11 protein-coding genes are annotated in these 12,314 nt (G+C 46.6%); 8 read left to right on the top strand and 3 right to left on the bottom strand.

Annotated features, from left to right (window positions below; all coding sequences use genetic code 11):
* Positions 1-67 precede the first annotated feature (67 nt).
* The 3 genes from IQ257_RS26430 to IQ257_RS26420 all read left to right on the top strand — a co-directional run bounded on the left by IQ257_RS26430 (position 68) and on the right by IQ257_RS26420 (position 1,653).
* Positions 68-334: a hypothetical protein gene (locus tag IQ257_RS26430; protein WP_193879982.1), complete on the top strand. Its 267-nt coding sequence runs from the start codon at positions 68-70 to the stop codon at positions 332-334.
* Positions 335-354: 20 nt separating this feature from the next.
* Positions 355-1,032: an energy-coupling factor ABC transporter ATP-binding protein gene (locus IQ257_RS26425; protein WP_193880008.1), complete on the top strand. Its 678-nt coding sequence runs from the start codon at positions 355-357 to the stop codon at positions 1,030-1,032.
* 69 nt (positions 1,033-1,101) lie between these two features.
* Positions 1,102-1,653: an NYN domain-containing protein gene (locus IQ257_RS26420; protein WP_193879985.1), complete on the top strand. Its 552-nt coding sequence runs from the start codon at positions 1,102-1,104 to the stop codon at positions 1,651-1,653.
* A 54-nt stretch (positions 1,654-1,707) separates the two neighbouring features.
* Here the strand turns inward: IQ257_RS26420 and ctpB are convergent, their stop codons facing one another.
* The gene (gene ctpB, locus IQ257_RS26415) at positions 1,708-3,027 is read right to left on the bottom strand and encodes a carboxyl-terminal processing protease CtpB (RefSeq protein ID WP_193879988.1); all 1,320 of its coding nucleotides are present in this window, start codon (positions 3,025-3,027) and stop codon (positions 1,708-1,710) included.
* A 331-nt stretch (positions 3,028-3,358) separates the two neighbouring features.
* Here ctpB and IQ257_RS26410 point away from each other — a divergent pair, with 331 nt between their 5' ends.
* Positions 3,359-4,051, top strand: coding sequence for a YdcF family protein (locus tag IQ257_RS26410; RefSeq protein WP_228061047.1), 693 nt, complete (start codon positions 3,359-3,361; stop codon positions 4,049-4,051).
* A gap of 24 nt (positions 4,052-4,075) precedes the next feature.
* Here IQ257_RS26410 and IQ257_RS26405 read toward each other — a convergent pair whose 3' ends face one another.
* Together IQ257_RS26405 and IQ257_RS26400 are read right to left on the bottom strand one after the other, a co-directional pair.
* Positions 4,076-4,717 carry a hypothetical protein gene (locus IQ257_RS26405; RefSeq protein WP_193879991.1) on the bottom strand — a complete coding sequence of 214 codons (642 nt, stop codon included), beginning with the start codon at positions 4,715-4,717 and terminating at the stop codon, positions 4,076-4,078.
* A 133-nt stretch (positions 4,718-4,850) separates the two neighbouring features.
* The gene (locus IQ257_RS26400) at positions 4,851-7,112 is read right to left on the bottom strand and encodes a Tex family protein (RefSeq protein ID WP_193879994.1); all 2,262 of its coding nucleotides are present in this window, start codon (positions 7,110-7,112) and stop codon (positions 4,851-4,853) included.
* A 232-nt stretch (positions 7,113-7,344) separates the two neighbouring features.
* Between IQ257_RS26400 and IQ257_RS26395 the strand changes: the two genes are divergently transcribed.
* The 4 genes from IQ257_RS26395 to IQ257_RS26380 form a co-directional block, all read left to right on the top strand.
* A complete protein-coding gene (locus IQ257_RS26395) occupies positions 7,345-7,938 on the top strand; it encodes a Uma2 family endonuclease (RefSeq protein ID WP_193879996.1) in 594 nt (197 codons plus the stop codon).
* A 109-nt stretch (positions 7,939-8,047) separates the two neighbouring features.
* Complete coding sequence (locus IQ257_RS26390; protein WP_193879999.1) at positions 8,048-10,045, top strand: glycoside hydrolase family 10 protein; 1,998 nt, start codon at positions 8,048-8,050, stop codon at positions 10,043-10,045.
* A 143-nt stretch (positions 10,046-10,188) separates the two neighbouring features.
* On the top strand, positions 10,189-11,133 hold the full coding sequence (locus IQ257_RS26385; protein WP_193880002.1) for a type IV pilin-like G/H family protein: 945 nt from the start codon (positions 10,189-10,191) through the stop codon (positions 11,131-11,133).
* 217 nt (positions 11,134-11,350) lie between these two features.
* The coding region (locus IQ257_RS26380; protein ID WP_193933340.1) for a serine/threonine protein kinase at positions 11,351-12,314 on the top strand (964 nt) is incomplete at its 3' end.

Raw genomic sequence — 12,314 nt, 5'->3', positions numbered from 1 at the left:
CGATTGGGGGCTGTCTATGATAAGAGGGAGAGTGTATTTGACGAAACACTAAACCCTAGACCTCAGTATGTTCACCATTGATTTGACTTTGAAAAACACGCCTCTGCCCTTGTCTGTGCAGCGCAAGACGGCAGAAGATGCTCAATCCACTTATCAGGATGTCTTGAAAGCTATACGCTCTGGGAGTCCTGAGCTGTTAGAACTGAGCTGCGAATACCAGCCGGATAAGAAAATCGGCGTTCTCACGAATCAGATCAGTGCGGTGATGGTTTCTCAGAAATCTGGTGCAGCAGGAGCCGGGCGGGTTCCGGGTTTCTTGGCTGTGGCGGAATGAAACGACCAGTAACCGACGCTATGACTGAAGCAGCAATTACAGTGCGGGATCTATGCTTTAGTTGGTCGGGGGGAGCATCGGTTTTACAATCTTGCTCTCTAGAAGTCCCCAAGGGTGAATTTTGGATGCTCTTGGGGACAAATGGCAGCGGCAAATCTACGTTACTGCGATTGCTGGCAGGGCTATTGCCGCCTGATTCCGGCGAAATTGAGGTTTTAGGATTAGTGGGCTTTGTTTTTCAGAATCCCGATCACCAGCTCGTAATGCCTACTGTGGGCGCAGATGTGGCGTTTGGATTGGTGGAAGAAAAACTTTCTATCGCTCAAGTCCAGGCGAGGGTGAGGGAGGCGCTAGCGGCAGTTAACCTGCTGGATTTGCAGCGACGCCCTATTTATGCCCTGAGTGGGGGGCAAAAACAGCGTATTGCTATTGCTGGTGCGATCGCTCGGCAGTCGGAAATTTTACTTTTAGATGAGCCGACAGCCCTGCTTGATCCAGATACGCAACTCGACTTAGTGGCACAAGTACAGCGCTTGGTCAAAAGTCGTGGACTAACTGCTCTATGGGTTACGCACCGATTGGAGGAGTTGAATTATTGCGACGGAGCCTTTCTGCTCGAACAAGGTCGAGTGGTTGCCCAAGGGGAACCAGAGGCACTCAAGCAACGGCTGATGGAACAGCCGAATGTGACAATGTAACCTATTATTAACTATATTAATTATTAGTAACAAATCCTAAGCTATTAGGTTACATATCCCCCTTGAACAATGCACCCTCCCCCACCCCAGGTTTTTTTACTGGTTGATGGCTACAATGTCATAGGTAGTTGGTCTGAGCTGAAAAGAACGCGCGATCGCCACGGGCTTGAGGCGGCTCGCCAAGAGTTAATCGAGACATTAATCAATTACAGCGCGTTTCGGGACTACCACACTCAGGTGGTTTTCGATGCCTACTATCAAAAGACTCAGATTCACCACGAAGTTTTTACAACCCATTTACTAGCCTGCTACACAGAGTTCGGGCAGACAGCAGACAGTTATATCGAAAAATTCTGTGCCTCGTTTCGCCACAAAATCGAGCGACCCAAACAACGATTAATCGTCGCCACATCCGACCGAGCGCAGCAGCTAACTATCATGGGATACGGGGCAGAATGGATGTCATCCCAGCAGTTAGCCAGCGACGTGATATTTACTACTCATCGAGTTCGCCGCCGACACCGACCCTCAAAACAATCTCGGGGTCGTTTTTTAGTCAATTCTCTCGATGCCAAGGCTCAACAACGGTTAGCTGAATGGCGTAAGGGGGGTATGAAGTAGCACAGTAGAGACGCGATATATCGCGTCTCCAGATTGAACTTAAGGTTTTTTGTCCTAATTTCCCCGACTAATAGGCTTCAGGGGTTGTCTGACACCCTCTCGTGCGAGTACTTGAGTTTCTAAAACTGTGATCGCCTGCTTATACTGAGGGTCTTGAACAGTCGCTCGCCACTCGGGTTCCGCCAGCAACTGCCGTTGTTCGCGAGTTAAATCAAGATTGACGTCCGGTGCAATTCCTTTGTGGTTGATATCAATACCACTGGGAGGGTAGTAACGAGAAATAGTTACAGCCAAACCAGAACCATCCGATAGGGAATGAACAGACTGCACGACGGCTTTGCCAAAGGTGCGAGAACCAACAATAGTCGCCCGTTTGTTATCCTTCAGCGCACCAGCAAGAATTTCGCTAGCACTCGCTGAGTTACCGTCTACCAGAACCACTAGCGGGAGTTGGGTCAGGGCTTGTTTGTTAGCCGAGAATTCCTGTTTGCCACCTTTTCGGTCTACGGTACGGACGATGACGCCATCTTCCATCCACATCCGAGCAATTTCAATGCTGGAGTACAGTAATCCTCCTGGATTCCCTCGCAAATCTAGCACGTAACCTTTCACATTTTTCGCATCCAGGTTCTCTATCGCCCGCTTCATTTGCTCGGCAGCATGGGAGCTAAATTCATCCAAGCTAATATAGCCTATCCGCATTTGACCTTCTTCCTTGAGGGTATAATGCACGGTAGGCAGTTCAATCTGAGCACGAGTCAGCATGACATCAAACCCATTCCTTCCCGTCCGGGAAAGTTGTAGGGTAACGTCTGTCCCTATTTCACCTCGGATGAGTGCCGAAGCTTCTTCAACTGTCATTCCCTGAGTGGATTTGCCATCGATTGCTAAAATTGTGTCCCCAGCCTTAACACCCGCTTCAAAGGCTGGCGAATTCTCAATTGGTTCTACAACGGTTAGTTTTTTGGTTTGCTCGTTAACCCCGAGACGGATGCCAATTCCAGACAGTTCCCCTTGAGTTTGGCTAGTGAGGGCTTGAAACTGTTCGGGGTCTAAAAAGCGAGTGTAGGGATCTCCAATCGGTTCTAGGGCTTTACGGATGGCGTTGTAGGCTTCCTCTTTAGAGGAATAGTTTCTGTTGAGGAGTTGTTGACGGGTCCCTTGCCAATCCACATGATTAAAGGTGTGATCGACGTATTCCTTATTAACAATTTGCCAGACTTCGTCAACAATGTTTTTAGGGCTATCTTGCAGAGCGGCAAAGACAGCACGACCGCCCATGGGTGCCAACCACGATAGAGCCGCTGTGGTTGCGATCGCACCAGTGAAGAGAATGCCTTTGAGCCAGGGTAAGGGTTTGGGGTATTGATTCATGGAGAATACGTCGGAAACGGGTTTTGAGCTATCTATTTTTAGAATTAAACCGTTGAAAGGAGTCCCACTGATTGATTTCTACAAGCGGCTTAGCCTTTTTAGCCTTTAGTTGTGAGTGTACTGCTAGCCAGTGTGGAATGCGTCTGTTGTCACTATACTCAAATTATCTAGCAAACTTCCAGAAATTTTGTGCCAGTTTACTCAGTGTCATTCAGATCGGGGCAATCTTTTGTACAGGCATCAAAATCTTTAGTGAATTCCCCAATTATTCCTCCTCTAGAGCGTGCAAGCCCTTAAAATTGGGATGGGTAGATCGAAACGGTGAGGTAGATTGATTTGGCGTAACGGGATTCGCTTTCACCATCACCTTCAACGTAACTGGCGGCGTCTGCTGTGCCTGGGGCTATTGGGCTTGGCTATCTTTCTCGTGGGTTGGTTGTTGCTCAACACCCTGAGATTACAGACAGCAGCATCTGCACCAGTCGATACTGTTTTTGTCTTGGGAGGCAGTATTCGCCGGGAGGTTTACGCCGCCGAGTTTGCCAAAGAACACCCGCAAACGCGAGTTTTAATCTCGCAAGGCTCGGAACCTCCCTGCATATTGCTAGTTTTTCAGAAGTTTAAGGCACCCATCCGGCAAGTTTGGTTAGAAGAGTGTGCCGAGTCTACCTTTGATAATTTTTACTTTAATATCCCTTTGTTGCGTCAGTGGAATGTTCGTAACGTTAAATTAATTACTTCCCCCACTCATTTACCGCGAGCTGAGTGGATGGCGCAGATTCTGTTAGGTGCCCAGGGAATTTGGGTAGAGGTAACTCCAGTTGAAGAATTAGGAATTCCTGGCAATCAAGAATCTTGGTTAAAAACGGGACTCGACGTGACGCGCAGTTTGATTTGGGCGGTGTTGAGTCAGGTTATTCAACCTCACTGTTCTCAGTTAACTCCTCTAACGGATGTGGATCTGGCAGTTTGGCAGAAATTGGACTTTAAGTGTGAAAATCAATGGTGGTTAAGGCTGGAGTAAGGGTGCGGGGGAGCGGGGGAGCAGTTACAGCCAAAGTTGGTTACTTTTGTAAATGAAATCAACGGCTCCTTTCGGGGATAAGACTTTGAAGTAGTATTTGTAACTCAAACTATCCAGGAATTCTCTATCTGTTCTTAAGTAAGGGGTTTTCAGGGTATAAGAGTGTTCTGTATTTTTTTCAAAAATAACCTCGGAGTTAGACCAGGTAAAACCTGTCAGATGCTTGATATCTTGATAATCTATAGTCATATCGGCAGCTTGATAGGCATTCCTGGTGCGATCGCTAACAAAATTAAGAGCGAATCTTAAAGCCAATTTATTCATTTCCGAGCTAGCTCTAGATTCTCCTTGAGATTGGATACCGATAGAAGAGTTATCAAGTCTTGCGGCTGTGTTAATTTTACACCAGACCTGTTCGTAGTTGGTCTTAACCTCATCAGCTAAAGGGAAGTACGTGCTGATGTAGATTTTTCCGTCTTCTACTTTGGGCTTACTTCTGAGAAAATTGCCTTTAAAGGTATAGATAGTATTTTCTACGTTCTTCGAGGTAATGTCTTCTTTAGCATAGTTTTCCAAGATGCGTTGAGCGTACATACACCAGTTGTTTCTGGCTTCTTCAATGGTGGAAGCTTCAATGCCATAAAGAGAAGAAAGTTGTGATGTCATAAGATATTCAGCCGTAAGTCCGAAAATATGCCCGGATCTTGAACTCCGGGCTAATAGATCAAGTCCACGCTTTGTGGACTAAACTCTTTGTTTACTCTGTACTCACTAGGGAATTTCAATCTCTGGCGGAGGACTATGCCTTTCGGTTAAATTTTGATTTCAAATCGTTCAGGGTAGATGGTTTTTGATGTTTGCGATCGCTATTCTTTTCGCTAGTCTTTTTACTGGGGCGATCGCTCATTGCCCCATCAGGCGATCGCATTGATAAACCAATCCGCTTTAATTTCTCATCTATCGACATCACTCGCACCTTCACCACCTGTCCCACTTTGACAATTTCTTTTGGATCTTGAACAAATCGATCCGCCAGTTGCGAGATATGCACCAACCCATCTTGGTGCACACCAATATCCACAAATGCACCAAAGTTGGCAACGTTGGTGACAATGCCTTCTAGTTCCATCCCTTCTGTAAGGTCGGAAATTTCCTTAACCCCTTCCTTAAAGGTGGCATATTTAAACTCAGCACGGGGGTCGCGCCCTGGTTTTTCCAGTTCGCTGATAATATCTCTGAGGGTGGGTAAACCGACGGTATCGGTGACGTATTTTTTCAAATCAATAGATTTGAGTTTATCGGATGCTTGGGGAATTTGCACTAAGGGGACACCGATATCGTTTGCCATAGCTTCCACTACTGGATAACTCTCTGGATGCACGGCAGTATTATCCAAGGGGTTATTCCCACCGCGAATTCTCAGAAAACCTGCTGACTGTTCAAAGGCTTTAGGTCCCAATTTCGATACCTTAAGCAGTTTACGGCGGTTTTTAAACGCACCGTTTTCATTGCGATAGGTGACGATATTTTTGGCAATGGTTGGCGTTAAACCGGAAACAAAGGTCAGGAGTTCCTTCGATGCCGTATTCAAATCAACACCCACATAGTTCACACAGCTTTCTACTGTTTCATCCAGCTTTTTCTTGAGTAATTTTTGGTCAACATCATGCTGGTACTGTCCCACCCCAATGGATTTCGGGTCGATCTTCACGAGTTCCGCTAAGGGATCTTGTAAGCGGCGTCCGATACTGATAGCTCCTCGAACGGTAACATCTTGATCAGGAAACTCTTCTCGCGCTACGTCGCTAGCTGAATAAATTGACGCACCAGACTCATTTACCATTACCTTAATCGGTTTACGGTCAATTGTTTGGAGAACTTCCCCGACAAATTCATCAGTTTCGCGGGAGGCGGTGCCATTGCCGATTGCAATTAGTTCGATATTGTATTTTTCAATAAGATGTTTGAGAATTTCTGCCGCTCTAGTGCGTTGTCCGGTATGGGGAAAGATAGTTTGATACTCTAAAAATTTTCCCGTTTCATTTAAGACAGTCACTTTGCAACCCGTCCGTAATCCAGGGTCAATTGCCAAGGTTGGCTTCATTCCCGCAGGTGCAGAAAGTAACAGTTCCCGGAGATTGGTTTCAAAGGTTTTGATAGATTCAATATCTGCATAAGCTTTGCGATCGCCGCGAACTTCGTTAATTAGGGAGGTTTTCATCAAGCGGTTAAAGGCATCTTTAAGCATTCCCTGGTAGAAGTTACGAACGGCTGAAATTTTAGTCCGAATTTCCGCTGATTCTAGATAGGACTGTACAAACTCTTCATCGAAGGAAAGGTCAAGACGCAAAACACCCTCACTCTCACCCCGGAATAATGCCAGCATATTGTGAGAGGCGATATCTTTTGCTTTAGTCTGATAGTTGCGGTACATTTCATACTTAGTGCTACCTTCGGGATAATCATCTTTAATTTTGGAGACGAATACTCCGTTCTGCATTAAATAGTCTCGCAAGTACGCCCGCAATTCAGCTTTTTCAGAGACGGCTTCCGCTAAAATATCTGAAGCACCTTTCAGCGCGTCCCCTACTGTGTTGACGCCGTTTTCCTCACTAATATAATTTGCGGCTTCATCGTCTAAGGATACGGGTTTGGCAGTGAGATTGTTGAGGGATTTAATAAACTCGGCTAGGGGTTCTAACCCTTTTTCTCGTGCAGTCGTGGCTCTAGTGCGTCGTTTCTGTTTATAAGGTAGATACAGGTCTTCGAGTTCGGTTTTTTGCTGGCAGGATTGGATTTTAGCTTTGAGTTCGTCAGTGAGTTTACCTTGAGACGCGATCGCATTGAGTATCGTAGATTTCCGTTCTTCGATTTCGGTGAGGTAGGTATAGCGTTCTGAGATATCGCGGATTTGCACTTCGTCGAGAGAACCCGTTCGTTCTTTCCGATACCGTGCAATAAAGGGAATGGTTGCTCCCTCGGCAAACAGGGAGAGGGTGTTTTCCACCTGGGAGGGGGTAAGGGAAAGTTCTTGCGCCAGTACTTGAGGAATGTTGAGCATGGGTTCAGTGTTGGTCTTACGTCTCTAGAATAAGCACAGGATTGAATGATTGTGCCGTTGTTAGGGTCGGATTAGCTGAAAATTCGATACTATGCTATCTACAATTAGCCGAAACTCTGTTAAAAGTTCTTGGACAATTCATAATTAGGGCTTGAATAGAAGCGATCGCTCAACAAAAGAGTGTCATAAGCATCGTCCATAATAAAATTAACCCAGTTGGCAGAACATTACGATGGAAACTCTAACCCTAAATGTACCCCCCACCGTTGGTCTAACAGACGAGCAGTTTTATCAACTGTGTATGGCAAATAAAGAGTGGCAATTAGAGCTAACGGCTGATGGAGAATTAATTATTATGCCCCCAACTGGTGGAGAAAGCGGTATTAGAAATGCGGATCTGACAACGGATTTGAATTTGTGGAATCGTCAAACCAAGCTAGGAAAAGTCTTTGACTCCTCCACTGAATTCCGATTACCCAATGGTGCCAAACGTTCTCCTGATGCCTCTTGGGTGAAACTCGAACGCTGGGAGGCCTTACCCCCCAAAGACAGAAAGCGCTTTCCTCCCCTGTGTCCAGATTTTGTAGTCGAACTCCGTTCTGAAACCGATGCTCTCAACGAACTTCGTGCCAAAATGCGGGAGTACCGAGAGAACGGTGCTAAGTTAGGATGGCTAATTGACCCCCAAACTCCCCTCGTTGAAATCTATCGACCATCTGTTGATGTAGAAACAATTAATTTCTCCGTTAACCAACCCCCTACGCTTTCTGGCGAAGACGTACTACCTGGGTTTATTCTCGATTTAACGCCCATCCTGAATCCGTGAGGTAGAGACGTAGTATGCGTCTCTACTAGACAGGGAAAAGAGTCTGAAGTTAATATCCTGAAAGGGAGCGAGGGTTATCCTTGAGTCCCCTCTAGGGATTAAAAAAATTATGGTAGCATCAAGTCCCCGTTTCCCAGATATTCAGAATCATTGGGCAGGCTCATTCATTGAAGAGTTAGCTCAACAGGGAATTATTAGCGGGTTTCCAGACGGCAGTTTTCGACCCGACCAACCGATGAGTCGCGCCCAATTTGCTGCCTTATTGCAAAAAGCCCTACCCAAACCGACAAAACGCCCCAATGTCCCCTTTGTGGATGTTCCGGCTCAACATTGGGCGAATGCAGCGATTCGTAAGGCTTACGAAACGGGGTTTATGTCTGGATATCCCGGCAATCGGTTCCTCCCAGAAGCGAGTATTGCCAGAGTCGAGGTTTTGGTGTCGCTGGTGACGGGTTTAGAGATAAACTCGCCTGCCCTTTCAGAAGTCAGAGCTGCCCTACCGGAACTCTATCAAGATTTTGCTCAAATTCCCACCTATGCCATTGACCGAATTGCCTTAGCGACAGAGGCGGGGATGGTGGTGAATTATCCCAATTTGAAATTATTTAGACCCCTAGAGGCAGCAACTCGTGCGGAAGTGGCAGCATTTATCTACCAAGCGTTGGTGTACTTGGGCAAAATGCCTGCTATTGGCTCCCAATATGTCGTTATTTACCAGAAAACGGTTAAGGTTAGCCATCAACGAGAGTTTCGGGGAGTCTGGGTGGCAACCGTCTGGAATATAGACTGGCCCTCGCAACGGGGATTACCCGTTGAACAACAGCAAAAGGAACTGATTCAGATTCTCGATCGCTTAGAAGCCCTTAACTTTAATGCTTTAATCTTACAAGTGCGACCGACAGCCGATGCTTTATATGCCTCTGAGTTAGAGCCTTGGAGTGAATGGCTCACAGGTACGCAAGGCAAAGCACCCAGCCCATTCTACGACCCTTTAGAGTTTGCGATCGCTCAATGCCACAAGCGCAACATCGAACTGCACACCTGGTTTAACCCCTATCGCGCTAAAACCTCGACTCAAGGCTCTCCCAGCGTCTACCCCCACATCACCGTTACCCATCCGGAGTATGTTTACCAATACGGCAATCAACAGTGGATGGACCCCGGTGTCAAAGTCATTCAGGACTTAACTTATAATGCCATTCTTGAAGTGGTGCGACGCTATGACATTGATGGCGTTCAACTGGATGACTACTTCTACCCCTATCCCATCGCCGAGCAAGCCTTTCCCGATCAGAAAACCTACCAAGCTTACAAAACTGGGGGAGGTACACTCAGCTTAGGAGACTGGCGCAGGGATAATGTTAACCGCCTCATCCAACGTCTTGCCACGGGCATTCGTGCGACTAAACAGCATGTTCGGTTTGGTATCAGTCCCTTTGGCATTTACCGCCCCGGACAACCTCCCGGTATTAAAGGATTGGATCAATACGAGGCGCTTTATGCTGACCCGAAAAAATGGTTACAAGAGGGTTGGGTTGATTATGTCGCCCCGCAACTTTACTGGCGCATAGACCCACCTGCCCAAAGTTATCCCGTCTTGTTGCAATGGTGGACGGACAATAATCCCCAGCGCCGACATATTTACCCCGGCAATCGGTTGAGTATGCTAGACGGCAAAGACTGGCCCATTGTTGAGTACGAACGCCAAATTGATATTACTCGCAATCTGGCGTCTAAATATTCCCTAGGGAATATTTTCTATAACATGAAAGTCTTCAATGAAAATCGCCTGGGAGTGGTTGAAAGCTTGCAAAGCTCGACCTATAACGAACCCGCCCTGGCTCCTTCTATGACGTGGCTGAGTGCTAAACCGCCAGCAACTCCAGCTAGAGTCAGGGTAAGCAACGCCAAGATTACTTGGACTGTTCCCGCTAATACAGATATTCAGTCTTGGACAATTTATCAGCAGAAAGGAGGCAGTTGGAAACTCTACAAAATTCTAGATGGGGCAACAACTCAGTTGGAAGTGCAACCGGGAACCTACGCTGTATGTGCCGTGGATAGGATGGTGAATGAAAGTTTGGGAGTGGTTGTTTCTGTGTCTTAATTCAAAATACGAGTGAGGACTTCAGAGGTTAGGCAAAATAAGAATTGTTAGAATTCAGATATTAAATTTTGGATTGTCATTCTCATTTACAATCAAAATTTAAAAGTCCAAATCGACTCGGTTAGTGTCTGGATTTGATATCGATGAATTCCATTATTTTTCACCCGCTTACATCATCACGCCTGTTCTGGATGGGTTGTCAGTTGATCACGGGAGGACTGCTCTTAGGGTTACTTGCTACTGTTGCAACACCGATTAAGGCTCAGACAGAAATACCACCGACGGTTGCTGAAGTTGAAGGTACTTCCCGAACCAATGCCATTATTGAGCGATTGCGGGGGGAATGGCAAGCTCAAGATCCAACGACAGGGGAAGTGGTGAGGTTGATTTTTGCCCCAGAGGATGAATTGTTCTTTATTTTACCGGCTGAGGATGGGTCGTCTGTTGCTATCAAGACCGCTTACCAAATTCGCACCACCACTCAACCGATGCAACTGGATATGGCAGTTACATCCGACGAAACTGCTCTGACTATTTTTGAGCTGACTCCTGAAGGAAAACTGCGGGTGGAACTCAGCGCCGTTACTCCCGGACAACCCAGACCGGCTGACTTTAGCGATACGGCGGCGCTGTTTGAGCGGGTTTCAGATGCCACAACTGTGCCGGAGTCTATTCAGGTACTCGAGTTAGAAAGTCAAACCAGCTCATCGAGTGAGACTGTACCCATCCAATACATCACCTTATTGAGCCGAGCACAGCAGGCGTATTATCTAGAAAATAGTAAATTTGCTGCGGATGTTGAAGAGTTGGGGGTGATAACGAACTTGGAGAGTGAGCTGTATCGCTATCAGATTGTACCCCAAGGCGATCGCACTCAGAGCGTGGCAATTACGGCTCAACCGAAAGAGTCTGGACTGCCGAGTTATATCGGCGCGGTGTTCGTCACTGAAGTTAATGGTGATAGAACTACGGTGACAAAGATTTGCGAAACCGAGCAACCTTCGACTTCGCCACCCCCCATGCCAATTCCGCCAGACGGTGATGCTTTGGAAATTCTCTGTCCGGTGGGTTCTCGTTCCCTACAGTAAGAGAGGAAGGGGGAAGGGGGAAAGGTGTCACTGTTGAGGTAGAGCGATAGCGAAGCGCTGCTGCGAAGCGCAGATCGCACTTTCGCATCGCTCACAAGATGGAATTAAATAGAGACATCTACCCTGCTCAACTGCGGACGTTCCCCGGCTATACCCCCAAGGTTAGCCGTGCCAGGATGTCCTCTTCGAGCAACCCCTCATCCCGTGCAATTTCATTATGGTCATCCTTGCTGGCTACCAAATTCTCGATCAAATCCATGAAAGTAGCAATTCTCTAGTCTATCGAGGCATCCGAGAATCGGATCACCGACCTGTGATCCTCAAAGTTCTGAAAGCCGATTACCCTACATTAGCAGAACTTACCCGCTATCAACAGGAATATCAAATAGCCCGCTCCCTAAATTTTGATGGAATTGTTAAGGCATATAGCTTAGAAACCTATCAGAGAACTCCAGTTATAATTTTCGAGGATTTTGGCGGGGTTTCTTTAAAACTGTTGATGCGCCAGCGATGCTTTACCTTACAAGAATTTCTCAACATTGCTATTCGCACAAGTGAAAGTCTGGGGAAGATTCATGCTGCCCATATTATTCACAAAGATATAAATCCATCCAATATTGTTCTTAACCCAGATACCGGACAGCTTAAAATCATTGACTTCGGTCTGGCAACAGCCTTATCCCAAGAAAATCCTACCCTCAAAAATCCTTCTGTCTTAGAAGGGACACTCGCCTATATGTCGCCAGAACAAACAGGCAGAATGAACCGTTCGCTCGACTACCGCACAGATTTTTATTCCTTGGGGGTTACGTTTTACGAACTGTTGACTCATCGCCTTCCCTTTGAAGCCAACGATCCTATGGAGTTGGTACACTCTCATATCGCCAGACAACCCGTATCTCTCCATGACTTGAGTGAGCAAGAAACCTGTCCCAAAATCCTTTCAGATATCGTCATGAAACTGATGGCAAAAAATGCCGAAGATCGGTATCAAAGCGCTTGGGGACTGAAAGCTGATTTAAAAGCCTGTCTGATGCAGTTAGAAACTAAGGGCAAAATCTTCCCCTTCTCTTTGGGGTGCAAGGATAGAGCTGAAACGTTTAAAATTCCCCAAAAACTCTATGGTAGAGAGCGAGAAATTGAAACCTTACTTGCAGCATTTGAGCGAGTCAGTGGAGGGG

The organism is Coleofasciculus sp. LEGE 07092 (assembly GCF_015207375.1).
GTDB lineage: Bacteria > Cyanobacteriota > Cyanobacteriia > Cyanobacteriales > Coleofasciculaceae > LEGE-07092.
The sequence above is the reverse complement of the archived record's forward strand: the minus strand, read 5'-3'. Positions and strand labels throughout refer to the sequence as shown.